This window comes from Pseudomonas sp. TE24901 (assembly GCF_054058375.1).
The window spans coordinates 325930-349378 of the sequence record NZ_JBSSAF010000006.1 but is presented as its reverse complement, the minus strand read 5'-3'; the positions used below and the strand labels follow the sequence as shown (position 1 = coordinate 349378).

Here is a 23449-nt window from a genome sequence, read left to right as displayed (position 1 = left end):
GGGTGTGGCGGGACCGAAAACGGAAAAGCCCCGCTGTAGGCGGGGCTCGGTAGACTTGAAAGCTGTAGCGCAGGCGTTACTTTTTAGGAAGAGCAGGCAATGCCTTCACGGCCTTACGTTTCTGCGCCTCTCTTATTTTTCTGAGATTCTCTACAAAATGCTTTGTATCCAAGAAGTAGTTGGGATAAGCCTTCTTCAATGACTCAAGAGACTGTGCAGCCACCAAAACGATCTGGATCTCGGGAGAACCTTTCGCAGTCTTTTCTGCCTCCAGATAATCTTCTGTAGCCTTTACGAGCTCAGCCCTCGCATATCCGGTAATTTCAATCTGATTGTCTTTGGGCTGCAGTTCCATAAGGAAATAGTGTGCCTTGCCCTGCACATCCTTAGGAATTTCCACCACAGCCTTATACATCTCAAGCTTCGAAATCACCTCGAGCTCTACCTCCAAAGCCAGCGTTTTATCAAAAATCTCATCCTGAGTGAGGGTACGATGCCCTTCAAAAACAGGAAGGTTCTCAACGATCGCAAACGAAGACGAAGCGTAAGCGAAAAACTCGAGCCACTTTTCATTTCCAATACTTGACTTGAGTGCCTGTTCAAGAAAAACACCAGCCGTTTCTACCGCTGTAGCCCAAGCATGCTGGATTCGATTTCGAATCTGTATTTCCAGTTGCAGTCCTTCGTAAGAAGGTCCATCACCCTTCCGATTATTGTACTTATAGATGAGATGAATACCTCTATACCCAGACGCCTTTGGCTCAGCAATGTAGTCGTACTCAGAAACAAGCACATGATCGAAACGGCTTTCACGGTAAGAGTCCCACAACTTGTAAATTGCATCAGAGGACTCTACTACCGCACGCAACCCGCCAATATCTTGCATTCGCGACAGGCTCATTTTGGGGAACCGATGCAGCTTTGCGAGAATAGAAGGGATACGCTTTAGGCGCTGAGCAACTGTCGCTTCCAAATTCAGTTTATTGAGCTTGGCGCGCAGACTGGCCTGGAAAGTATTTACAGGGTAGCTATGAATTGACCGCCAATTGTTAAGGACCTCCAAGGCCTGATCGATCTCATCAAAATCCGCAGTGTCACTTATAAGCGCCATCCCCGCCTTCTTAACTCGCTCCTTGCTGTATGCCGGCTTAACCCATGCCATTTTCACCTTCCCACTGGCTATTGAAGATTCATCGTCAAATTTCACGCTTGAACCTCGAATCATGCCTCACCTCTAAGCCACTTAACCAGTGCTATATCAAGTCTGAGCATTCAGGAAGACATGGCAACATCGAGAGACTGGATCGATGCGCGCGGCTCCTCCACTGATCCGGCACCACTCCACAAGCATGTGAGGCCAGAGTGCACAGGCTGACGGTGTCGTTCTCGTACGTCGCACTACCGGCTATCGACGTCCAGAACTCCCGAGGGCTGTCCTGGCTATAGGTGAATTTGAGGCATAAAAAAGCCCCGCTAAAAGCGAGGCTCAATCACAACAAAATTCGGTTACCTGATGCCTTTTGCAGCGGCCATACGCAATAGCATTGCGCAAGCAACTTTACCATTATCACTAAGGCCTCGGATGATAGAGCCCTCATTAATCGGGCGATCGATATCGAACAAGTCGTCCCCATCAACAAGCTTGAACGTATCCAGCAACACCTGCGCATACTGTGCTTGTTGTTGATCTGTGTGGCGCTCAGGAAGCTGAAGATCCAAATAGCGGCCCATTGACAGAGGCGAGTTTTTTTGGAAAAAACTGAACATTTCTACAACGTTTTCCAACTGTTCTTTTGAATTAATCATGCTGTCCATGCCTAAAGCTGAAAGAGGCGCCAATGTAAGCAAGGGCAAGATCAAAGACAACAAAAACCCGGCGCTTGTCCGGGTTCAGGGTTTCGTGTGCGTTTCGCGTTACTTGTGCACTATGGGAAAAGTACCTTCAATGTTCATTCATGTCAATACCTTTATGCCGCATCTTTGTCATTTTCCGAGTGAATCACCTGCCATAGTGGTTGTTGCGCCTGTATATCCACTTCTTCGATGACCTTTCTCAGTGCAATCCACAGGTCTCGCCAATCGCGGTTCCAGTTGTTCTGGTCCACTGTGGCGCCGAAGAACGCCATCATCTCTGCGGATACCCGAGCCGGCCCCCACTCTGCAGATCCTGCGACCTCCCCCTTGTATGATTGCAGGGCCAGGGTAACCAGATACTGCGCCTTCACGCGCTTGGCCGAAGTCAGGTCTGGCAGCGCCGCCTTGGCAGTGATCAGCAGCACCGCGTTCAACAGGTGCTTCATGTTCATAGCCGGGTGGTACAGGTAGTGCCCGAACTGCTGCACCTGGAACGGCAAGGTATCGATGGCGCGCAGTACCTTGCCGATGGTGGCCAGGTGCGCGGCGCGAGCGGTGGAGCGGCCGGCAGGTGTGCGCCGGGTTTCGCTGATGCTGATCTTCTGGCGCACAACCTGAATACGCTCCTCCTTGTCTTCCCCAAGCGCAGCGAACACAGCCTCGGCGCGGCGCATGCGCTGCCCCTTCTTGATCGGTGCCGATTGTGCTTTGTCGATGGCCACTGCGCTGATCGACGCGTTCGATTCGTGCTGAGCCTCAGTCCATACCTGCCTTGCGTTGATCAGTTTCATGCTGCGAGCCCCTTCTTCAGTTCTTTGGTCTTTGCCCGGTACTTGGCCTTGATGGCCTTGATCTCTTCCACGGTGTACTTGCAGGCCGGGTGCAGCCCTTCCAGCCAAGCCACCTTCTCGGCGCCGATGCGCTGCACCAGGCGGATGCGGTACTCCACTGCGTTGCCGGATAGGTTGCGGTTGCACTTCACACACTGCCGGTGGATGTTCAGCGGCTCGAAGCGCAGTTCCGGGCAGGCACCCACCGATCGGTAGTGCCCGGCGTCCCAGCGGCTACCGGTCATGAGGTCGTTGTCGTTCGGCGTCGAGTCACAGCTGATGCACGGCAGGTGCGCGTCACGCAGGCGCACGTACTCGTTCACCGCGGCCTGGGCTTCGCGCAAATGGTCCGCCCTGCTCTTCAGCTTCTCCTTGCGAACCTTGATGTCGCGGCGCCCTACTTCGGCCAGGGCCTTGCCGGCGATCGCCCGGCCCTTCTCCGACTGCCCGTGAGCAATGGCGCACTCGATCTCACCGCACACGGCTTGCGTGGCGCGAGCGGGAGTGAACATCACCCGGCACGAAGGGCAGCGCTTGCGACGTGGGCCGCCGGACGTGAGCGGGGTTTTCCGCTGTAGTGGGGTGCGCCTCATGCGGCCTCCTTGAATGCTTCGAACTCGGCCATTTCGGTCAAACGCTCTTCCGTTAGCGTCGGCCAGTCATGCAGCACCAGGTACGCGCAGCACTGGCGCCAGAAGTCTTGGAATGTCTCCTCCCCCATCGAGTCGTAGGAAAGGCTGCGGGGTGTCTTGCGAGTGAGCTGACCCAGACCAGGGATGTCGAACAGCTCCTCGTCGCAGTACACGCCAGACTCCAGCTGCAGGGCCTTGATTGCGTCGTGAGACTGCTTGCCAGAGAACCGATCGATGTTCTGGCTCAGCACCCGGCCCAGGCCGTGGACCAAACCGTTGAACCGTGGGTTGCGAGGCTGCTTGAGGTCGGCGCGGATCTTCGCATTCATCTTGAATTCACGCTCGCGCAGGATCGACCGATCGGCATCGGAGGACGGCACGAACGCTGCCACCTCCTTGCCGGTGGCTGGATCAACCAGGCGGCGCAGCACCAGGTATACGGGCATTGGTCGGGGCTTTGCCGGTTTCGCCATGTCAGAATCCCTCCTTGCCGCGCTGTGATTCCCACTCGAACGGGATAACGATCACACCGCCCTCCCGAAGCCTGTCTGCGCAACGCTCGCCGATAGCGCTGGCCAATGCCTTCGCGTCGAGGTTGGACACGATGACGGTGGGCCTCAGCTCTTCGTACCGGCCGTTGATGATCGAGAACAAGGTCGTCAGCTCGAAGTCGCTGGGCTTCTCCTTGCTCACGCCGATCTCGTCGAGAATCAGCAGCGAGGGACTGATGAGGCTCGACAGGATCTGGCTTTCTGACTTGTCGCCGGAGTGGTCGTAGGTGGCGCGGATAGCCTGAAGCACCGAACCGATCGTGCGGTACACAGCGGTGTCGCTCGACTTGGCCATGATCTCGTTGGCGATGGCGACTGACAGATGCGTCTTGCCGGTACCGGGCTTGCCCAGCAGCAACAGGCATCGGCCGGCGGCGGAGATCTGCTTGAACTCTGCCGCGTACCGGATGCAGGTCTTCAGCGCCTTCTGCTGTTCGGCGGTATCGGCGATGTACCCGGCGAACGTCTTGCCAGCGAAGCGCTTGGGGATCAGCGCGGCGCCCAGCTTTTCCGCTATGCGCATACGCAGCATTTGGGCTTCCTGGGCCTCCTTGCGTGCGGACTCTTCCTCGTTGCGGATGCGACTGCACTCTAGGCAACCGGTTTTGAACTCCCGGCCAAAGATCACGTTCACCTGCTGCGGGAACTGACCGTGGTCCTCACAAACTCCCGTGGTTTGCTGGGGGGCTGGGACGGCGCTGGGCATCGAAACGACTTTGTCAGAACGCATAAGATCCGTCCTCCCGCTCGATCAAGCCGGATTTGTAATCACGCTCAGCGAAACCGGTGTGGCGGGACTGGGTGGGTTGTGCCGAGGCCGGTGCGGATTCCGCCAGGCGCTTGATCACCCAGGACGCCTTGAAACCCTGCCAACCAGAATTCAGCGCCTCGGTAATTGCGTCGGCGGCGGTGATCCCAGCCTCAGCGCACTTGGCCAGTTCGGTGTTCACGGTCGACCAGACGGTGGCTGTTACTGCGGCCCGCTTGGCCTTGCGCTGAGTTAGCCAGTCGGCGAGCAGTTGCTCAGGGACGTTGTACGGGTTGTCGGCCAGCAACTGGGCCATGCCGTACGGAGTCTTGCGATCAGGCTTCGGCGGTTCGATTTTTGGTTGGGGCGGATTAATCTCTTTCGAAGAAAGAGTTAATAGGGGTTCTTTCTTTGTATAAAGAAGGGAGTCGTCGGTTTGGGTCTGTTTCGCTGCTGAGCCGATTCGGACCACTTGAGCCGAATCAGACGATATGGTCTGTTTCGGCTCTACTACGAAGATCCACTCTTTTGGGTCGCAAACGCCGATGTCACCGCGGGCACCACCCTCTCGGTACAGCACACGACGGCGCAGCAGGCCAGAGATAGCCTTCGACACCGTGTCAGGGTGAATATGGGTTGCCTTGGCGATATCGACTGCTGGAATACGATGTGCGCCTGTGCTGAAGTTCAAGGTGGCCTTTGCCACGTACAGAACGATCTTCATTTCACGCGCCGACAAATCGATGGCCATCAAGCCATCCATCATCTGGTTGTCCATTCGGGTGAACCCCCGAGGGTTGTGTATCGGAACAATGTTTGGCATGATTTCTCTCGCATAAAGCTGTTGAAGAAGCCGACCTCGACCGTCGGCTTTTTTGTGTCTGTAATTCAGGCTGCCTTCACGGACTGCTTGAAGACTTCCAGGCTGACGATCACTTCCTCAGCCTCCTTCAGCAGCACCGACTTTTCCCGCGAACAGACGTGCCCGTCGGCCTGGGCATCGAACGCCAGTCGGGTCACGTCAGCCAGATCTGCATGCAGCCGCAAAAGCGCGGTATTGAGGTTGATGCCCTCGGGCTTGTCCTTCGGCACCAGGTCAAAGCCAAACGCCTCGGCCCACGCTTTCAATGGGCGGAAATCCTGGGTGAACTTCATAATCCGGTGCAGCTCTTCCACGTTCATGCGGTGGGTTTCGTAGTGCGGGTTTGCTTTTTGTGAAACCAGCGTGCGACTGGTGAAGTCAGCACCCTCCGCGATCCGACCTGCCCCGTGCGTATCCACCACGTCATAAATGGCTGTCATCAATTCCTGCATGTAACACCTCGAAATTCTTTACGTGGCGCCCTGCAGGTGCAGGGGCGATCATTTGCTCAATGGAACGGACAGGGATGTCAGGCGGCAGAGGCAAGCTCTGGCCAGATCAAATTCCAATCAGCAGGGCGTAACGACCGGCGACTTAGGGCGCCTGCCGATTCACGCTCAAGCGAAACCGCAAGCGCAGCGGAGGCTTGCTTGTTCCCGTAGGCAATTTGTTTCAGGTAGCCGCGAGAGGTCCCGGTGCGCTCGACGGCATCGTCGGAAGCGCTTTTGAGCCACTCCAAAAGCTGGGTGTGCTTAGTTCGCATCACGGTTCTCCTCTGTGATGCGCAATTATTACCGCACGGTAATCTTTTAATCAATACCGAATGGTCATTTACCAATGAGTAATGACCCGTAGAGAATCGCAAGATGGATATTCGCGAAGTGCGCAGGCACAACCTAAAAAAGCTGATGGACACCGAATACGGGGTTGGCGCTCGCGGCGCACAGTCGCGCCTCGCAGAAAAGCTGAAGAAGCCTCAGAACTTCATCTCCAGATGTCTTTTTGAGCCGGGAAAAAACGGCGCAAAAACCATTGGAGAGGACTTCGCCCGGGAAATAGAAAGCGAATTCGGCCTTGCCAGATACGCGCTAGATGCACCGATTGGTGAAGGCGACGCCAGGGAAAGCAACGTGATTCCTATTGATTCGCGAAGGAAGTCTCGGGACGCCAACTTCATCACCATCCCCCAGCTAGATGTAGCTGGCTCGATGGGGCCTGGAAGAGTGCCACCTGACCATATCGAGGTGATCAGGGATATCACCGTTCACCTTGACTGGCTCAAGACTCAGGGTTTGTCGTATTCCAAGCTAGAGAACCTGGCCATCATCGATGGCGATGGTGACAGCATGGAGGGCACGTTCCGTAACGGCGACGCCCTGCTGGTGGATCGTGGCATCACCGAGATCCGAACCGATGCGATCTATGTCTTCACGCTGGAGGGCGAGCTTTTTATTAAGCGTCTTCAGCGCCTGACTGGCGGCTCCCTGCGCATGATTTCGGATAACCCGGTGTATCCGGCAGTCATGATTGAGGGCGATATGCTCGCCAAGGTGCATATCCAGGCTCGCGTACTGCTTGTCTGGAATGCCCGGAAGCTCTAGGCGATTACCAAAATGCCACGGATGACGTACAAGAGCGAAGCACCGCAGTGGGATGATGCAGAACTGATCCTGCACTTCAAATTCTGCGCGACTATGCAGCTAAGGACGCCGCTGAGGATATTGCAGCACCATAACGATACTCACTGGGATCGCACGCAGCCCCCGCCAAAGATTATCGAAAAGTCCTGGCAGGGCATTTGGGTGCCGTGCACGAGGCTATCCGGCCTTTTCGAATACGAGGCGACGATGGCCTCCGAAATTGGCCAGATCCCATTAAGTGGCGGCGACTTCTTGCGCTTTCTACTGACTATCCGTGAGGCTGTTGAATCCCGCGATACAGGAAAGCACGCGGCGGCTCTCTCCGTTGCCAGCAGCAAGTCTTGGGAGTCAATAGTTGAAAGACTTGGCGGTGCTCAAAACGTGGCGATGCGACTTTGCAAAGCTAAAGCAGGGTAAAAATTGCGTGGAATTTTGCTGGAGGCCCCTATGCCCCTGACCAAACCCAATCAACAGCTGCGCCGCGACTTGTTGCTTAGACCTAATCGCTTAGGCCTTGATTTTCCAGGGAGATAGCAATGGGGCACTCCGCTGATTACCAAACCGAGCTGTACATCAAACAGCTTGAGCAAATGGCGCAGACCCTTTGTGATCAGGGCGAGAAATTTAGAGAGGGTGGCTTGGAGGCTTTGACGGTATCGACTTTCGAGCAGGCGGAACAGCTAAGACGCGCTATTGCCCACCTAAGAAAGGTTCTGGAGAAATAGATATGTCCCTCACCAAGCCCAACCAGCAACTACGTCGCGACCTGAAGGCGATCGCCTCAAACCTTGAGGAGACATGTATTGAATTGGGCAAACTGGCAGCGAAGCTCAGCGATTACGATGCTATGGCCCTGATGGGTTTAGTGGTTACGCTCCATGAGGAAGCAGACAGGCTGGTCGGGTATGCGGAAGAGGTGAAGCTGGGCTCCATCACTCGATCCAAAAAAGAATGAAATACCACTCGCCTTGGACGCGATATGAACCAAAAAGAGATACACGAACAACTTCACGCTGACCTGGTGGCTGCAGCAGAGGCCATCGAAGACGCTGCTTGCGATCTGTTTATCGCGTCCAAGAGCGCCACTATTGCTGACTACCCCGCCGCACTGCAGCGGATTCGCAAGCTCAATGAGCATGCGGATCGACTGAATGGGTATGCGAGGGATGTGAAGAGCGGGCTGATAAAGCGCGCGCTCGAGGCGCAAGAGTGACTGCGTGGCGAGAGCAGAGCTTCTGGAGCAAGGTTGGGGTCATTGCTTGCCTGGCTTTCCTTATGATGCTCCCCGGGTATTCCGACGTCGCTGGGCTGGGCGGAGGCTCATCTGGCCGCAAGCGGGTTTTCAGCCCTGGATTCGTTATGCTCTGCGTTTTCGTGGCTGTGTTTGAATTGATTGCGCTGAACCACTTCTATGGAGTGCGGTGAGGTGACGCCGAGGCGAATCGCGGGAACGAAATAACACAAGCGGAATAAGTCATTTCAAATTCAAGGATGTGCAATGGTCGGTTGGAATGAGATGACTGGTGTTACCGGTCACATGAACATGAAGTACGAGGGACTAGACGCCAACCGCCATTTACTGGAAGCCGGGCAGTATGCGAAGTCGGTGGATGGAGCATCCAAGCTATATAGACTCATCAGCCATTACTGCATTTATGGCGAGGTCTTGGCATCACGCCAACAGTCCGACATAAGGTGCTTCTCAGCACCTCCCAAAGAAGGATCTTTTGAGCAGACACTGGTTATACTTACAGGCATCACACACCAGATGCCTGCTTTTGCGGATGTCTACAAAAAGGCATTCGACTGGTTAACCGCTCAGGTTCTGGCCTACGTCAAGAAAGCACTATCGGGAAACTCGGACGTGAAAGAGCTGGTAGAGGTCATAAGAGAGCAAGCTAAGCAGTCTTCGGACCTCAATCACGTGATGGCGAACGGGTTAATCAAGGCAAACGATAATGCCCATCTTTCCTCTGAAAAACTGACTGAGAAATTGCTCGCGACGCTCCCGTTATTGGTTGAGGCGGCAAGGTCTCCCATGCGGAATGCCTTAGCTCCAATTGGTAAGTCGTGCGACCAAATCACGCAATTTGCGGACTCTGATCATCCTGTTGAGATCACTGAACCGGAGGCCCTAGCCATTCGATCAAATGGCGAAGTTTCTGTTGGTGATCCTGGCGACTACGTTATTTCTCGGATTTACGCTCTTAGCGTTGATACAGGGGTGTGCCGCGTTCAGATCGAAGGTTTTTCAGGATCTGTTCATGGGAAGATTACTGACGTCGCATTATCCTTTCCAAACAATGCATACACACAAGCTATGGGCAGTCACGCGAGCCTCAAGGTGCGTGCGCGTCCGGTCTTCAAGGACGGGGAACTTCATAGGTTATTCATTACAGAAACTTGATTCCTACCAATCAAAAGCCCGGCCCAGCGCCGGGCTTCTTGTATCTGCCTAAAATCTCAGCTCCTGGAAATTTCCGTTTGCTCCCTGTATGCGGACGGATGCGTTGGAGCCCTCCAGTAACTGGGCTGCCTGGACTATCAACTCATGCCTTGTATCGGCCTCAATGACGGGGCGAGATCCCCGCGCTCTGAACATCGCCCATCCCTTGCTCGTTTTCTCGATTCGGTAGCTGATCATCCACCTGTACCACCCGAAAACCCTGATGGTCATAGAGCGTAGACTTGATGAGCCCAAGCTTTCACGTTTCTTTCACAATCGAGCACATATGGTTGAGCCAACTCCTTGTGAACACCTTTTAGCCCGCCCTCCCCATCGCGGGCTTTTCTTTGTCTGCAGTTTAAACGTGTGATGCCATACCAGAGTCGGCTTCTGGTACCTACCCTATCCCGGTCCACCCATGCACTCGGCGGTGCTGGCAAGCAATGTTCCTGCCTCCTTTACAAGCCTGACCCATTCGTCACTGGTTATGAGTTCTGCAAGCTCCATGGCGTCAGCTCGCCGCAACAACCCGAAGTACTTCACCTCCGCGTCGATTTTACTTCCTGGCAGTGCGAACAGGTCGCGCCAAGCTGTCATAGCCAATCGTCGCTGTACCTCTCTCATCGCGAACCCCTTATTGATGGCTTGAGGGAGTATGGGCCTACTCGCGGGGTGCACTTAGGACAATCTGAGCCAGTGTGACAAATGGTGGCTGTGCGCCACGAATGGTAAAGTGCTGGCTCGACAACGGGAGGGATCCAATGAAAGAGATTACCCAGCGTCTACGCGAAGAGCGTAAGCGCCTAAGCCTCACTCAGGAAGAGCTTGCGATCATGGGCGGAGTGAAGGTGAACGCCCAAAGCATATACGAGTGAGGGGTTCGAGTACCGAATGCGATCTACCTGGCCAACATCGGCAAGGCTGGCGTGGACGTGCTTTATGTTGTGACCGGCAAGCGAACACCCTGTACTGCAACGCATAAAGCCTAGGCCGCCCTCCCCGACCTGAATCCAGAGCCCGCCATCGAGCGGGCTTTTTTGTGGTCGACACAAACTAATTACCAATTGGTATTGACTTAATTTATTACCGTACGGTAATGTTAATTCATCGCAGCGATGCACAGCCACTGCGAAGGGCATCCGCCTACCGCTCTTTGGTTATACCCCTTGCCGGATCACCACCGGCCCAGATTCAAAGGCAGCGATGAACCGGCCTAAACGGTTCAGAGGGTTGGCAACTGACCCGGGCGTGCAGCGTAAAGCGCCAAGAACAGTTATCCAGCGGGAGAACAAGCCGAAAGGCCCGCGGCTGGAAGAACATTTGATTCAAGCCGGTGACCGACGCCAGTAGCGGGTCACGGCGGAAAGCATCACTGAGCAGCCTTCTTGCGAGGGCTGCTTGGGATGACAACCAAGAGGAATTCACCATGGCTATTCGCAACGACAAAGGGCAGTTCGTCAGCACCACTGCGGCGATGGTCGCCGACCTGCAGGGATTCATTGATGACTGGACGCATTGGGCCAAGCAAGCGCTGCGCGGAGGTGACAAGGCGGAAGCCGCTCGCTGCATGGTAGAGGTTCGCGACTGCCGCCAGAAACTGAGTGCGCTGCAAGCATAACGGGGCTTTTCACTGATGCCCATCCAGAGCGGTGGGCAGCGGGAAAACAACCGAGGAAAGACGATGAACGAAGCTCAGATAGAACGGGTTCGAGTAATTGTGCAGGAAATCGCGACTGACGAAAGCATGAGCTTTGATGGGGCTTTCGCAATCGCGATGGCGCACTTGAAGTATTGGGCAGACAGGATGCCTAAAGGAAGAGAGGCATCCAATGGGTCAGGCAGGGGCCCTAGTCAGTGAATAGGCGGGCGGACCACTCCTGAGATTGACACACGAAAATTGATGGGCCGCCTGGAGATGATAGCGGTGTTGCAAACCCCAATATCTTATCTCGCAACGATGACGCGCTAAGACTGCTTGACCCGAAATAGGTGCCTATCGGCATCGCATACTTCTTGCCGTCATCAAATATGACTGTCCTCTTCAGGCCGATGGCTTCCATCTTCTCGTGAAGATCTTTGTATTCCTCGCCATCCGCCTTGAACAGCTCAACTCGAGCCATGTATTCCGCCATAACTGTATTCCTTGTTTCGACCGTGGAAGTCAAAGCATATGGGTTTCCCTCGACTGTGGAAAGCGAGGACACAGGGAGCCTGCCCCTGTAAAAACAGGCTTTCCCCTTCCCCACCTCTACCCGTCAGCACTCCTCCCCCGCGCCCATCGGCAACCAGCGGGAGGCATGAGTGTTGACGAATATAGGTGAACAACCCGCCACCTTGGAGGCGACCATGAACGCAGCATTGAATATTTGCCAGGAGCGTTACGACGCTCAGTTCCCTCCAGAGGTCAGCGACAGCGACGAGGTTACGGACTGGCTTGAGCATTCGGCGGAGCGCCTGGTGTGCGGCGTCGACATCAAGTGGAAGCGCCGCTACGGCCAGTCCCAAGCGGTGACGTTCGATCGGTTCTGCACTGTTCTGCAAGGCCACCTGAACCAGCGCCAGATCGACGGCCTGGACCAGCGCGATTCGTTTGCCCGCCTGCTGCTGTCGGCAATGCTCGGCAGCCAGAGCGATGCCCGCGCCCACGCTGCCGACTTGCTGGGCCAGCAGCGTCCGATTGAGGCGGTCAAGAAGATCGCTGTGGCGCTGCTGAGACCCTACGCCGCCGACGCAGTAGCAGCGGAACGGGAAGAGGCAGAAGACGACGTGGATGCAGACCTATGAGCCCGCACATCCTGATCGATGAGGCGCTGGAAGCCCTGGAGCATCCCGCCAGCGAGCCCGGCGCCCAGGCGGTGGTGGTGCGGATGATCACCAACATGCTCACCGGCGACGCGATCACCGTCGAAGAATTCAACCACTACTGCCAGCGCCTGCTGAAAATCACCAGGCATCGCAAGGAGGCCGCATGAGCACCGCACCGGTTAAATTGCTGATCGACGAGCAGCTCGATGAAGTTGAGTCGAACCTGATCATGATGGGCTTTGGCCTTCCCTTCAATGAAGTGATCGGCCAGCCGCGTGAGCGCGCCGTGGCCACGCTGCCGAAGCGCTTGGCGGCAACCATGAAGGGCGGGCGGATCGCGGTGAGGGTTCGGCCGTGACCACGCACCAACGCACCCGGCGCCTAATCATCTGGCGCGGCTCTTTCTCTGCCCTCTCCGTCTGTACCTTCCTGATGTTGCTCAGCGCCCTTGCTGATCGAATCACTCAATAAACAACACCTCACAGCGCCTCGCAAGGATGGCGCGGGAGTATTGCCATGCTCGCAGCTATTGCAGATCGCATCCGTTCCAAGTCCTACGAACTTCCCCTGTCCCGCGATTACGTCCGCCACTGGGGCCTGAAAGAAGCCATACGAGAGCTGGTACAGAACGCCCTGGACAGCGAGTCGCCGTTTGAATACGCCTTCGCCGAAGGCCAGCTATTCATCACCAGCCGCTTTGCAAGGCTGGAGGCCAGCACCCTGGTGCTGGGCAGCACGTCCAAGTCTGACCGCGCCGATGCCATCGGTAGCTTCGGCGAGGGCTACAAAATCGCCCTGCTGGTACTGACCCGGAATGGCTACGACGTGAAGGTGCTGAACGGCAACAAACAATGGGTACCAGAGTTCCGGCACAGCGACCAGTTCGACGCCGAAGTGTTATGCATCAACGAGACCCCGGCGCACCGGCAGAATCAGGGCGTTGAGTTCGTTGTCTCCGGTCTCACTGAGGATGACGAAGCGGAAATCCGCAGCATGTGCCTGCGCATGCAGCCGCCAATGAGCGACGTCATCGGCACCAAATACGGCCACATCCTGCCTTCCCGGCCGGGGAAGCTCTACGTCGGCACGCTCTTCGTGTGCGACACCGACCTGACCTACGGCTACGACATCCTCCCCGAACACCTGCAGCTTGAGCGTGATCGCCAGACGGTCAGCGGTTGGGACTTGAAACAGGTATCTAAAAACGCCTGGATCGACACCGGGCGCCTGGATGAAGTGGCGGAGAAGATCGAGGCAGGAATTCCCGACGTTGAATACGTCGAGTATGGCAGCACTGAGCTTGTGAAGGAGGCCTGCTACAGGTTGTTCCAGCAGAAGCACCCCGGCGCCATTGCAGTTCAATCCCAGGAAGAGCTGAACAACCTGGTCAAGCAGGGAATGACCAACACCGTAGTGGTGAGCCGGACCTTCCACTCTCAGGTTTCAAACTCGACTTCGTACAAGCAGCAGGTCTCCCACGTCGTTGCCATCCAGACGCCCAAAGCCGCCTTGGAAGAATGGTATCGCGACCACAAAAAATACATGAGCAGGCTGCCGTCGGCTTCCTTCAAGGAGCTGGCCAAGCGTGCTGACAGCTGGAGGAACAAGTGATGTCTGAGAACACCAGGATATGGGATCAGGTCGAAACTACCGACCCCGAGGTCACCAAAAAATTTACGGGCGCAGGCGGTTTCAAGGGGACCGCCATCAGGCCCACTTACCTGATGCATCGGGCCACAGAGCTGTTTGGCCCGTGCGGTGAAGGCTGGGGCTGGACAGTGCTTGAGGATCGCTTTGACGAAGGCGCGCCCCTCCAGGCGCCAACGAAAGAGTGGCCTGGAGCACCAATGATCTGCGCGAAGGTGCATACCGTAAAGGTAGAGCTTTGGTACACGGGCAAGGCCGGGCAGAAATGCACAATCCAGCAGTACGGCCACACACCATTCGTATACCTGCAGCAGGGGAAAATCCTTACTGACTGGGATACGGCGAAAAAGTCCCTCACCGATGGCATCGGTAAGTGCCTGCAAGCCTTGGGCTTCGCGGCTGACATTTACCTGGGCATGTTCGACGACCCCACCTACGTCGACACCATCACCGAAGAATTCAAGATTGAGAAGGCTGAAGACAAAGACGCCGAAATTCTGCGCCAAAAACAGGAGCGCATTGACTGGCTCGCCTCGGCTGTCGAGACCATCGGCAAGGCGGTAACCGCCTACGAGCTGAAAACACTGAACGTGAAATACATTCGTGAGGCAACACGCCGCAACGAGCCGGCTTTCATCGCGCGGATCACCCGGGCGTTCGAAGAACGTAAAGCCACCCTGGAAAAATTGACTGAGGACGCAGCATGACTCAACTCTACGCACTGACCGGCAAGCTGGCTGAGCTCCAGGCCATGGCCGACACCGATGATGAGGGCCTGAAAGAGGCTCTTCAGCACGCCATGGACGAAGTGCAAGGTGACTTCAACGACAAGGCCGACAACATCGTCATGTTGCGCCGGAACATCGAAAGCGACGTGACAGCGATCGACAACGAGATCGAACGCCTGGCCGAACTCAAACGGATCAAATCCAACAGCTTGTTGCAGATCACCGATTACCTGCGCCGCAACATGGAAGCGGCCAACATCAAGTCGATTAAACGCCCGCTCTTCACCATCACCTTAGCCATGGGCAGCGAGCGCGTGATCGTGGACAACGAAGACGCAGTGCCGGACGAGCTGACCGCTGTGAAGTCGAGCATCACGCCGGACAAAAAGGCTATCGCCGCCAAGCTCAAGGAAATCCGCGATCACAACGCCGAAGTGCGCCAGCGAATGGATGCTGGTGAAGACGCAGAACACGAACTTCTACCCGAACCGACCTGGGCTCACTTGGAGCGCGGCGACAGTTCGATTCGTATCAAGTGAGGTCAGCATGATCAGCAATCACCTCAGCATGGTCGAGCAACTGCGCCCGGCCTCGGATGAACTCGCCGCCGCGGTCGATCAGTTCCTGGCGTCAGGCGGCAAGATCGATATAGCCGAGCCGATCGGCTACAAGCCAAAGCCCATCACCTACAGCAACCAGATGCCGCCGGCGCCAAAGCCTTTTGTTCGGCGCCGGGTTGAGCCGGTCGCCCCGCCGCCCCCTACTCCGCTGGAGATTCAGCAAGAGCAGCGCCGTAAGCGCGTTGAATGGGTGATGGAGCTTGCGCCCAATCACACCCAGAGCGAAGTGATCGACATCACCGGGATCGGCAGACGAACCTTGCTCAGCATGTCGAAAGAGTTCGACTTCAAGTTCAAGCGGTCCACGCACGGTGGGCACAACAGCCCTGGACGAATTAAGGCCGCAGCCGAGCGAGAAACAATCCTGATTGAGCGCATCAATGCATTCAAGACGCTCGGAATCAGCCGGCGCCGGCTCTGCGTGAAGCTTCACATCACCGGCACCACGCTGTCTCGGCTGCTTGAAAAGCACTCAATTGATTATCCGAAGTCTCGTGCAGGCGGCCAACGATGCGCCGCATAGCCCGCATCCAGCAACGCAAACGTCAAACCTGGCTCGCACTGCCGGCCAGCGGAATAGAAGAGGTAGGCCATGGCCATGGATCAGAAAGCGCGATCTGCAAAGAGCGCGGCGAAACGCAAGGAGCTTGGCGAAGAAGAGCTGAGGCACCGAGTACGGGCTGGCGAGAAGCAAATGCTCGCCGACCTCATGGCCTGGACTGAAGACACTGAACAGGCATCAGTGATGGCCGGCTCCCTCCGCTATGCCCACTCCCTCGGCCCCGCCGGTGCACGGGAGGCGCTTCGTTCGCTCCACAAAATCGAAGTTGACGAAAACGTGGCGGCAGAAATCTACGCCATAGGCCGGCGCCAAGCATCACGGCTCGACGCCGAAGAAGCATAACCCACCCTACTCGCTGCATCCGGTAACGGAGGGCGAAAGCGGTGTGAAATTGGCACTTTGGGATGTAGCTAGACCTTCGCTGCGCTCTTGATAATCCAAACACCAAACAGAACAAACACTGCTGATTTAGCCACGGCGAACAGAGAATCTCTTCCAGCAAACAACTCGAAAGCCGAAAATAGTAGTGAGATCGTCCCTACTACCACCAAACCATAGCCAACCGGGCGCACGTACTTGGGGAACATTTATTCATCTCCATGATAAAACAGAAATTGTAAATTTCCCCGCCCAGTAACGCCATCAATCATTCCGCCTCCATCCGATATCACGGAGGACGGCGCCTGACTGGAGATAATCCAATGCAAATTCAACGCGAAGGTTGCGTGTCGTTCGGCGAGGCGCGCCTGGCCGTGTGGGAGGAAGGTATTCCTCGCGAATGGGATGCCAAGGTGATCTGGGAACGCAAGTTCAAGCGCGAAGTGTTCAAGCGGATCATTCAAACGCTCAATCGGATCGGCTGGACCGTCGGCGAGCAGACCCATATCTTCACCGACAACAATTCACGTCATTGCGTGAAGGGTGACCTACAAGCCGACCTCAAGATCAGCGGGCGCAGCATCGAGCTGGAGTTTTTCCAGTCCGTGAATACACCGGATCGCGCAGACCACGGCGGTCGGTACCAAAGCGACAAAGAAAAGCACATGCCATACCTAGCACGCTTGGAAATGCAGCGGACACGCGCCCGCATTCGTGACTACCTGTGCAACGTCTTCACCGGCTATACGTTCAAAGCGCCAGGGCGAAAGTGTGGCTTGGGCGGAATGACCAATACCGAGTGGATAAATGCCGACTACGTGAGCGCTCGGCGCTTTGGCCCGCCTACCATTCCTGCCGCCGACTACAACTCAGGATCAGGCGACAAGAAAACCATTGAGCATGGCGCGAAGGTCTGGACGACCGACCGCAAAGGCCGCTGGTACCAGGGCACTGCGTTCGTGAACATCAACAACATGTGGTGGGTCGCTCATGGCAAGTACGGCTACGACAACAAGGCTTGCTTCGAGCTGTTTGTTGAGCGGCCGACAGACATCAGAGCCAAGAAGAACGAGCGAGCCCGTCGCCAGCGACTGGAAGAATTGATCGCCAGGGCGGTGGCCGGGATGAACTATCAGCGCGCAGAGGTGCTGCGCAAGGTGCTTTTCCCGGAGCCTGAGCCTTTGTTCATGATCCTTAACGTTAAGGATGGGGTCTACTTCCGGCCAAACTACAGCGGGTACACCAGTGACACGATCAGGGCTGGAAAGTACACCCGCGCAGAGCTGAAGCCCTACCTGGGCGATGCCGACGAGAAGGACGACCTGAAGGCTGTGCCGATTTCACAGGCTGCCTGATCCGGATCCATGCCGGTCACCCGTAATAACCCATATCAACGAATCACGCCAGCCGGCAAGTAACCATTTCAGAAAAATCAGTTTAAAAAAGCCTGCTTTTTGACCTCGTAAGATGAGCTATTGTCTTCATTTACATAAACGAAACGAAACTCTTGAGCGTTAATACGACCACTTCGAGTTTTGTATTCCACAACGATATTAAAGTCCTCCCACTCATGAAGCCCGCTAAATCTCACGAATCGACTCCCGCCGTTAATAAGTGGCTCTAGATCCCGCCTTTTGGGAGGACAATGCTGCGAGAACAATTTCATGCAAATAGACTCGCAATACTCGCCAGAGTTAACCAAGTCCAAATCAATTACGAAACCATCTTGGGTAAAATCTGCGTCTTTAACACTTATGTGCAATATCGGCTCCATCGATCTTTCATAATTCCGCAGACTTTCTTTCTGAGCAGCAACCAGTTCACTTTGCTGCGCGACAGAATTACTAAGCTCCTGCGCTTGTAGCTTTAGCGCCTTGGTGCCCTGACGAAGCTCGTCTCCTTGTTGGAAATACCCAAACACGAGCCACGCCAAAGCCAAAGGCCCAAAGACCCCTGCCAAAAAATCACCTAATGCGCTGAGTTGAAGACCAAAAAACTCTGACCACTTGAATGCAATAAGTAGTGCAATTCCAACTAGATATATAGCTGTGAACCACACAGCTATTTTCGTCCTGCGGTCCATATGCCCCTCCATTTTCTCGGACTATACCGACGAGGAACCAACATGCCCATCACTTACGGAAGCGTGTGCAGCGGTATCGAGGCTGCAACGCAGGCCTGGCATCCGCTGGGCATGCGCGCCGCCTGGTTCGCCGAAATTGAGCCGTTCCCCTCGGCGGTCCTGGCCCACCACTACCCCGACGTGCCGAACCTCGGCGACATGACCAAACTGGCAGCCTTGGTGCTGGCCGGCAAGATCCCGGCGCCGGACGTGCTGGTCGGCGGCACCCCGTGCCAGGCCTTCTCGGTCGCCGGTATGCGCGAAGGTCTCACCGACCCGCGCGGCGCCCTCACCATCAAATACGTGGAGCTTGCAGATGCAGTTGACTATGTTCGCGCTGGCCAGCGAAAGCCCGCCAGCGTTATCGTCTGGGAGAACGTCCCCGGCGTCCTCAGCGACAAAGGGAACGCCTTCGGATGCTTTCTTGGCGCGCTTGCTGGGGAAGACTGCGAGCTGCAGCCTCCAGGGAAAAAATGGCAGGACGCTGGTTGTGTGTATGGACCCAAAAGAACAATCGCGTGGCGGGTCCTGGACGCCCAATATTTCGGCCTGGCCCAACGACGCCGTCGTGTGTTCGTTGTCGCAAGTGCTCGTGACGGATTCGATCCCAGCGAGGTACTTTTTGAGCGAGAAGGCGTGCGCCGGGATACTGCGCCGCGCCGAGGCCAGGGGCAGGACGTTACCGGAACAGCTCCTTTCGGCCCTGCGCTCCAGTGCGGAGAAGGATGCGAGTACGTCTTCCCCGAGCAGTTAGGTGCCTATGGCTGCCCGAACTGCGAGGGTGACTTTGGTCCTGCCGTATCGATGTTCGGCGGTATCCCAGCCTTCGGCGCTGGGCGAATGTCCGGATCCATCGAGAAGGCAGGCACCCTCACCCACCACGAAGGCCGCAATGACCTGGACAGCGAGACGTTCTTTGTTCAGGACAAGCCAGTAGCTGCGCTGACAGCGAACGGTGTTGGCACTTGCGGGGCTGACGACAACCAGGCCCAGGCCGGGCACTTGATCGCAGGCACACTCAACGCCAACGGCAAGGCGGCTGGCAGCGCCACCAATCAGGATGCCGAGTCTGGCCTACTGGTAGTGCATGGCACACAAGACCCCGGCGTCAGCAACAAGCTCGCCTTTGCCCTGGGCAGGAACAACGGCCAGGAAAACGCGGTGCTCGCCTTCTCTTGCAAGGATCACGGCGCCGATGCTGGGGTTATCGCCCCTACCCTGCGGGCAATGAATCACTCAGGCAGCCACGCCAATGCAGGCGGGCAGGTCGCCGTGTGCATCACTGGAGACATCACGCACACGCTCAAGGCTGAGGGGTTCGACGGCAGCGAGGACGGGACCGGGCGAGGCCAGCCGATTGTGGCTGCATTCGCTGAGAACTCACGGGCCGAATTGCGATATGAAGATGGTGACGGCGGCATCACCGGCGCCCTCAGCGGTGGCGGTGGCAAAGCAGGTCAGGGAATGCCATCAGCTCAGATTGGCTCATCCGTCCGGCGTCTGATTCCGCGCGAGTGCGAACGCCTACAGGGCATGCCCGACGATTACACCCTGATCCCCTGGCGCGGCAAGCCAGCCAGTGAGTGCCCGGACGGCCCCCGCTACAAGGCGATCGGCAACAGCAAGGCCGTCACCGTGGTTCGCTGGATAGGCCGTCGCCTCCTGTCTCAGGTTGACACTACGTAGCGAACAGCTGATATGCCGCAACCTCCGCGCGGGAAATCACGGCAGGTTTGCCGGCAGCGATAAAACTATTTATGCATGACCTGGTGGCCGGGATATTGAAGCGGCTACCTCTTTTCCTCATCTCGTCCAGCACCGTTAACGATATCAAGTATTTTCCGCAGTCGGAGCACTCGACATCTCTGAACTCCCCCGGCGAATACCTTTCCTTGCCTTTCCCGCCACAGATAACGCAAACGTAATTGTCCATCACCACCTCCGTTTGGCTGATTGCTGAACTGTAGCTGATCCCCTTTCAAACTCCACCGCCCGGGCATGGCCCGGTAAGGACTCCCCGTGAAACGGATTTACCTGAGCGGCCCCATGACCGGACCGCCCGGCCTCAACTTCGCCGCCTTCCACGCAATGACCACCAACCTGCGCGCCGGAGGCCACACCGTCAGCAACCCCGCCGAGATCAACCCCGACGGCGGCACCTGGAACGATTGCATGCGCCGCGACATTGCCGCCCTGATGGACTGCGACACCGTGGCAACCCTGCCCGGCTGGGAGCATTCAAAGGGTGCCCGCCTGGAAGTCCTGATCGCCGAACGCCTCGGCATGACGGTTGTGAATGCCCATGATCTGGTAACGAGGGAGGCTGTATGAGCGAAGTTCATCGATACAACGTCGTGACGATGCTTTCAGCAGCGGGCGCGACCATTGGCTACGATCCGCATGGCCCTGAGGTTGTGATGGCTTCCGCCTTTGATGAGACCACTCGCCTGTTCTTGGATGCTGCCGAGCGCTGTGTTGCCTCGGAGCGCCGCGAGAAGGAGCTGCAACAGCGCCTGACCGCAGCGGATGAGCGCTGGGACGAGTTGGTCAGTGCGGTAAGGTCAATCAACCGCAGCCCGCACCATATGGTCAAAGCGATTGACGACGACCAACCGCAGTACAGGCAGCGCAAGGAATGGATTGATTGGGTGCTTGAGCTTTGCGATGCAGCGCCTACCTCCACTGAGCGATCCAACAAGGACTACGCCATCGAGCACGCCGAGTACATGGCCAAGTCAGCCGATGACGTGCAGGCGAAGTTCCAGGCGTACGGCCTGGCTCTGCTGGCCGTTGATGAGGGCGGTGACGACGGCGAAGGTGAGCTGATGGAGAATATCGATTCCGCCCGCGGCGACCTCCAGGAGTCACTGGTAGATCTGCGCAGCATGGTTTACGAGTTCCGCAAGCGCGCCGCGAAAACCCGATAGGAGTACATCCGTACTCCACCCGCAAAACCTGTACCCCCTCCCCCTTCAAAGTCAGCCGCTATAGCGGCAAGGACGAAGTCATGCCCAGAAAAAACCACCTGATCGTCGACTCAGGGTGCACTCAGGATAACGAGCGCTGGGCGCTCTCGGCCTGCGGGCTTAACGAAGATTCCGAGGTGGCGTGGGACGGTACCCACCAACGCGATTTTGTCAGCTGCAAACGGTGTCAGGCAAAAATGGCTAAGCCGCGCCCGGCGCCAGAGCCGCTCCATAAAGAGCGGCCCATTCTTTTCAACGGTGCAATGGTTCGCGCGATTCTGTCCGGACAAAAGACCGTCACGCGCCGCCTGGTCAAAGGCAATCAGATCCCGAGCCCTAGCAAATCCGATTCCCCGGAGCATCAGTGGATTGCCGTTGTTCAGGACCATCCGCGCTGGGGATTCGCCGCGTTCGGTGCGACCGAGCAGGAATGCGCCGCCGAGCTTGCCATGTACGGCGGCTGCCCATATGGCCGGAAACGCGATCGCCTTTGGGTGCGCGAGACGTTCATCGATCTGCGCGGCACCGGCGTCGAGCATCGACCAGACCCGGACGGCCCTCTCCAGCGCTACGCCTACGCTGCCGACTGCCGCCCAGGGTCACACAGCGATGAGGCCAGGAAAGACTTCGGACTCAAATACAAACCCAGCATTCACATGCCCCGCGCCGCGTGCCGCATCCTGCTGGAGATCACTGAAGTTCGCGTCGAGCGCCTACAGGCCGGCGAAGGCGAGACAGCATTCGAAAGCCGCTACGTCGCCGAGGGCATCAACCGAATCCATCAGGGCGACGGTGATTACGCTTTCCACCCATTCAAATCCGAACCAGGCCCGGGCAGCTGGACTGATCCTTTCGACGCCTGGCGCGAATTGTGGGTGGGGATCAACGGCGCCGAGTCCTGGAACGCCAACCCGTGGGTCTGGGTGGTCGAGTTCAAGCGGGTGACGCCATGATCGCCACCCTCTGGTTCGCCTACGTGTTCATCTACAGGGGGCCAAGGCCATGAGCAAGCGCCAACCAATGCAGCCGGTTGAAATAGCTGCAGATCAAGTCGTCAGGTTCAAGAAGAACCAAATCATCTGCGATATGCAGGAGTTGTGTGCACAGCATGGCCTGGACCTGAACGATATCGCCTTTCGCGAATACTCGAAGGATGATCGTTCCCAGCTCATGCAGCTGATCGGCTACAGCGTTTCTGCTTATGGCGGCCTTAGCTGCGCCAGAGCGAAGCACACCATGCGCGCCGATGAAAAAGCTGCCGCCCTTCGCGACAACGAACTTCCAAAATAACCCCAATCCCCCTACATGCCTGCCGGTGAGCGGCGGGCGGAGCTATTTCATGCCTAACTGGATTACGAACAAAGTAGAAGCCCCTCGCGAAGTTCTGGAAAGCCTGCTCAACGCAGAGGGCCGTATCGACTTCAACGCCATCATCCCCTTCATGGGCACCTACGATTGGAATGGTATCGATTGCGCGGCCGAGGAAGCGGCTGAGGTGATCACAGCTCAGCCCCTGAATGATCACCCGCTTATCGCATCCCTGCAGCGCGACAGCCGCACGAAGGTGGACGTGCTGAAATTAAGCGATGAGGGCTTCGAGCAGTTCGTGCAGATGCTGCGCAACAAACGCCAGCACGGGTACTTCCACAGCATGGACTTTGCCCGCGATCAGTGGGGCACCAAGTGGAACGCCTGCAATCAGGCTTTAAATCTGGATGATCAAGCGTTTGAGTTCGAGACAGCCTGGTCGTGCCCGCGCCCCATCTACAAGGCGCTCTCTGCCAAATTCCCTGACGCCACGATCGTCGTTCGGTTTGCTGATGAGGATATCGGCAGCAACTGCGGAACAATCGCCTGGAGCGGCGGCGAGGTGTCATCCGAGGATGTTGCAGGTAACTGGAACGAGATGAGCCGGCAAGACCAAGACAAGTGGAGCGCTTTTGCGCGCGACCTGACCGGGCGACCAGCTGACGACGAAGACGACGAATAACCCACCTTCTGCCGCCCAGCGCGGCAAGGACACAACATGACGACCAATTCAGCGCGGCCCGGAATGGG

General features: G+C 56.8%; 35 protein-coding genes. 23 read left to right on the top strand and 12 right to left on the bottom strand.

Going from position 1 to position 23449, the window contains the following annotated elements; all coding sequences use genetic code 11:
- Window positions 1–76 precede the first annotated feature (76 nt).
- The 9 genes from ACVWVP_RS14835 to ACVWVP_RS14795 form a co-directional block, all read right to left on the bottom strand.
- Window positions 77–1207, bottom strand: coding sequence for a RelA/SpoT domain-containing protein (locus ACVWVP_RS14835; protein WP_457406800.1), 1131 nt, complete (start codon window positions 1205–1207; stop codon window positions 77–79).
- Between the two features lie 299 nt (window positions 1208–1506).
- Window positions 1507–1806 carry a hypothetical protein gene (locus ACVWVP_RS14830; protein ID WP_457406798.1) on the bottom strand — a complete coding sequence of 100 codons (300 nt, stop codon included), beginning with the start codon at window positions 1804–1806 and terminating at the stop codon, window positions 1507–1509.
- 161 nt (window positions 1807–1967) lie between these two features.
- The gene (locus ACVWVP_RS14825) at window positions 1968–2645 is read right to left on the bottom strand and encodes a hypothetical protein (RefSeq protein WP_457406795.1); all 678 of its coding nucleotides are present in this window, start codon (window positions 2643–2645) and stop codon (window positions 1968–1970) included.
- Entirely contained in the window at window positions 2642–3277 is a 636-nt protein-coding gene (locus tag ACVWVP_RS14820) for a recombination protein NinG (protein ID WP_457406793.1), read from the bottom strand. Before ACVWVP_RS14820 ends, ACVWVP_RS14825 begins: the two co-directional genes overlap by 4 nt.
- On the bottom strand, window positions 3274–3789 hold the full coding sequence (locus ACVWVP_RS14815) for a hypothetical protein (protein ID WP_457406790.1): 516 nt from the start codon (window positions 3787–3789) through the stop codon (window positions 3274–3276). The genes ACVWVP_RS14820 and ACVWVP_RS14815 overlap by 4 nt, the downstream gene beginning before the upstream one ends.
- Before the next feature lies 1 nt (window position 3790).
- On the bottom strand, window positions 3791–4597 hold the full coding sequence (locus tag ACVWVP_RS14810; protein WP_457406787.1) for an ATP-binding protein: 807 nt from the start codon (window positions 4595–4597) through the stop codon (window positions 3791–3793).
- On the bottom strand, window positions 4587–5438 hold the full coding sequence (locus ACVWVP_RS14805; protein ID WP_457406784.1) for a replication protein: 852 nt from the start codon (window positions 5436–5438) through the stop codon (window positions 4587–4589). Before ACVWVP_RS14805 ends, ACVWVP_RS14810 begins: the two co-directional genes overlap by 11 nt.
- A gap of 65 nt (window positions 5439–5503) precedes the next feature.
- Entirely contained in the window at window positions 5504–5929 is a 426-nt protein-coding gene (locus ACVWVP_RS14800; protein ID WP_457406782.1) for a phage regulatory CII family protein, read from the bottom strand.
- Between the two features lie 77 nt (window positions 5930–6006).
- The gene (locus ACVWVP_RS14795) at window positions 6007–6240 is read right to left on the bottom strand and encodes a helix-turn-helix domain-containing protein (RefSeq protein WP_073842711.1); all 234 of its coding nucleotides are present in this window, start codon (window positions 6238–6240) and stop codon (window positions 6007–6009) included.
- Window positions 6241–6343: 103 nt separating this feature from the next.
- Between ACVWVP_RS14795 and ACVWVP_RS14790 the strand changes: the two genes are divergently transcribed.
- The 7 genes from ACVWVP_RS14790 (at window position 6344) to ACVWVP_RS14760 (ending at window position 9524) form a co-directional block, all read left to right on the top strand.
- Complete coding sequence (locus tag ACVWVP_RS14790) at window positions 6344–7078, top strand: S24 family peptidase (protein WP_457406779.1); 735 nt, start codon at window positions 6344–6346, stop codon at window positions 7076–7078.
- A 21-nt stretch (window positions 7079–7099) separates the two neighbouring features.
- Entirely contained in the window at window positions 7100–7534 is a 435-nt protein-coding gene (locus tag ACVWVP_RS14785; RefSeq protein WP_457406777.1) for a hypothetical protein, read from the top strand.
- Window positions 7535–7653: 119 nt separating this feature from the next.
- Complete coding sequence (locus ACVWVP_RS14780) at window positions 7654–7842, top strand: hypothetical protein (RefSeq protein WP_457406775.1); 189 nt, start codon at window positions 7654–7656, stop codon at window positions 7840–7842.
- 2 nt (window positions 7843–7844) lie between these two features.
- Complete coding sequence (locus ACVWVP_RS14775) at window positions 7845–8072, top strand: hypothetical protein (RefSeq protein WP_457406772.1); 228 nt, start codon at window positions 7845–7847, stop codon at window positions 8070–8072.
- A 24-nt stretch (window positions 8073–8096) separates the two neighbouring features.
- Window positions 8097–8330 carry a hypothetical protein gene (locus ACVWVP_RS14770; RefSeq protein WP_457406769.1) on the top strand — a complete coding sequence of 78 codons (234 nt, stop codon included), beginning with the start codon at window positions 8097–8099 and terminating at the stop codon, window positions 8328–8330.
- Entirely contained in the window at window positions 8327–8542 is a 216-nt protein-coding gene (locus tag ACVWVP_RS14765; protein ID WP_457406766.1) for a hypothetical protein, read from the top strand. Before ACVWVP_RS14770 ends, ACVWVP_RS14765 begins: the two co-directional genes overlap by 4 nt.
- 73 nt (window positions 8543–8615) lie before the next feature.
- Entirely contained in the window at window positions 8616–9524 is a 909-nt protein-coding gene (locus ACVWVP_RS14760) for a DUF7946 domain-containing protein (RefSeq protein ID WP_457406764.1), read from the top strand.
- 48 nt (window positions 9525–9572) lie between these two features.
- Here ACVWVP_RS14760 and ACVWVP_RS14755 read toward each other — a convergent pair whose 3' ends face one another.
- On the bottom strand, window positions 9573–9761 hold the full coding sequence (locus ACVWVP_RS14755) for a DUF2188 domain-containing protein (RefSeq protein WP_457406762.1): 189 nt from the start codon (window positions 9759–9761) through the stop codon (window positions 9573–9575).
- Window positions 9762–10989: 1228 nt separating this feature from the next.
- On the opposite strand from ACVWVP_RS14755, the gene ACVWVP_RS14750 reads away from it, so the two are divergent.
- The gene (locus tag ACVWVP_RS14750) at window positions 10990–11181 is read left to right on the top strand and encodes a hypothetical protein (protein ID WP_457406760.1); all 192 of its coding nucleotides are present in this window, start codon (window positions 10990–10992) and stop codon (window positions 11179–11181) included.
- A 229-nt stretch (window positions 11182–11410) separates the two neighbouring features.
- Here ACVWVP_RS14750 and ACVWVP_RS14745 read toward each other — a convergent pair whose 3' ends face one another.
- Window positions 11411–11695 (bottom strand): hypothetical protein, encoded by a 285-nt coding sequence (locus ACVWVP_RS14745; RefSeq protein WP_457406757.1) that lies wholly within the window; start codon window positions 11693–11695, stop codon window positions 11411–11413.
- Window positions 11696–11909: 214 nt separating this feature from the next.
- Between ACVWVP_RS14745 and ACVWVP_RS14740 the strand changes: the two genes are divergently transcribed.
- The 9 genes from ACVWVP_RS14740 (at window position 11910) to ACVWVP_RS14700 (ending at window position 17658) form a co-directional block, all read left to right on the top strand.
- Window positions 11910–12347, top strand: coding sequence for a hypothetical protein (locus ACVWVP_RS14740; protein WP_457406755.1), 438 nt, complete (start codon window positions 11910–11912; stop codon window positions 12345–12347).
- Window positions 12344–12535 carry a hypothetical protein gene (locus ACVWVP_RS14735; RefSeq protein ID WP_099491213.1) on the top strand — a complete coding sequence of 64 codons (192 nt, stop codon included), beginning with the start codon at window positions 12344–12346 and terminating at the stop codon, window positions 12533–12535. Before ACVWVP_RS14740 ends, ACVWVP_RS14735 begins: the two co-directional genes overlap by 4 nt.
- Window positions 12532–12726: a hypothetical protein gene (locus tag ACVWVP_RS14730; protein WP_457406753.1), complete on the top strand. Its 195-nt coding sequence runs from the start codon at window positions 12532–12534 to the stop codon at window positions 12724–12726. Before ACVWVP_RS14735 ends, ACVWVP_RS14730 begins: the two co-directional genes overlap by 4 nt.
- A 158-nt stretch (window positions 12727–12884) precedes the next feature.
- Window positions 12885–13979 (top strand): hypothetical protein, encoded by a 1095-nt coding sequence (locus ACVWVP_RS14725; protein ID WP_457406750.1) that lies wholly within the window; start codon window positions 12885–12887, stop codon window positions 13977–13979.
- Window positions 13979–14722, top strand: coding sequence for a hypothetical protein (locus ACVWVP_RS14720; RefSeq protein ID WP_315413017.1), 744 nt, complete (start codon window positions 13979–13981; stop codon window positions 14720–14722). Before ACVWVP_RS14725 ends, ACVWVP_RS14720 begins: the two co-directional genes overlap by 1 nt.
- Window positions 14719–15282, top strand: coding sequence for a siphovirus Gp157 family protein (locus ACVWVP_RS14715; protein ID WP_457406747.1), 564 nt, complete (start codon window positions 14719–14721; stop codon window positions 15280–15282). Before ACVWVP_RS14720 ends, ACVWVP_RS14715 begins: the two co-directional genes overlap by 4 nt.
- 7 nt (window positions 15283–15289) lie before the next feature.
- Window positions 15290–15886 (top strand): hypothetical protein, encoded by a 597-nt coding sequence (locus tag ACVWVP_RS14710; protein ID WP_457406744.1) that lies wholly within the window; start codon window positions 15290–15292, stop codon window positions 15884–15886.
- A gap of 69 nt (window positions 15887–15955) precedes the next feature.
- Window positions 15956–16267: a hypothetical protein gene (locus ACVWVP_RS14705; protein WP_457406742.1), complete on the top strand. Its 312-nt coding sequence runs from the start codon at window positions 15956–15958 to the stop codon at window positions 16265–16267.
- Between the two features lie 359 nt (window positions 16268–16626).
- On the top strand, window positions 16627–17658 hold the full coding sequence (locus ACVWVP_RS14700) for a hypothetical protein (protein ID WP_457406740.1): 1032 nt from the start codon (window positions 16627–16629) through the stop codon (window positions 17656–17658).
- Window positions 17659–17735: 77 nt separating this feature from the next.
- Here ACVWVP_RS14700 and ACVWVP_RS14695 read toward each other — a convergent pair whose 3' ends face one another.
- Window positions 17736–18386 carry a hypothetical protein gene (locus ACVWVP_RS14695; protein ID WP_457406737.1) on the bottom strand — a complete coding sequence of 217 codons (651 nt, stop codon included), beginning with the start codon at window positions 18384–18386 and terminating at the stop codon, window positions 17736–17738.
- 42 nt (window positions 18387–18428) lie between these two features.
- On the opposite strand from ACVWVP_RS14695, the gene ACVWVP_RS14690 reads away from it, so the two are divergent.
- From ACVWVP_RS14690 to ACVWVP_RS14665, 6 genes are all read left to right on the top strand, one after another.
- The gene (locus tag ACVWVP_RS14690; protein ID WP_457406734.1) at window positions 18429–20111 is read left to right on the top strand and encodes a DNA cytosine methyltransferase; all 1683 of its coding nucleotides are present in this window, start codon (window positions 18429–18431) and stop codon (window positions 20109–20111) included.
- Window positions 20112–20444: 333 nt separating this feature from the next.
- On the top strand, window positions 20445–20756 hold the full coding sequence (locus ACVWVP_RS14685) for a DUF4406 domain-containing protein (RefSeq protein ID WP_457406732.1): 312 nt from the start codon (window positions 20445–20447) through the stop codon (window positions 20754–20756).
- Window positions 20753–21352, top strand: a complete 600-nt coding sequence (locus ACVWVP_RS14680; RefSeq protein ID WP_457406730.1) for a hypothetical protein — start codon at window positions 20753–20755, stop codon at window positions 21350–21352. The genes ACVWVP_RS14685 and ACVWVP_RS14680 overlap by 4 nt, the downstream gene beginning before the upstream one ends.
- 80 nt (window positions 21353–21432) lie before the next feature.
- Window positions 21433–22344 carry a hypothetical protein gene (locus ACVWVP_RS14675; RefSeq protein WP_457406729.1) on the top strand — a complete coding sequence of 304 codons (912 nt, stop codon included), beginning with the start codon at window positions 21433–21435 and terminating at the stop codon, window positions 22342–22344.
- Window positions 22345–22393: 49 nt separating this feature from the next.
- On the top strand, window positions 22394–22681 hold the full coding sequence (locus tag ACVWVP_RS14670; protein ID WP_457406726.1) for a hypothetical protein: 288 nt from the start codon (window positions 22394–22396) through the stop codon (window positions 22679–22681).
- A 49-nt stretch (window positions 22682–22730) separates the two neighbouring features.
- Window positions 22731–23381, top strand: a complete 651-nt coding sequence (locus ACVWVP_RS14665; protein ID WP_457406723.1) for a DUF1281 family ferredoxin-like fold protein — start codon at window positions 22731–22733, stop codon at window positions 23379–23381.
- Window positions 23382–23449 lie beyond the last annotated feature (68 nt).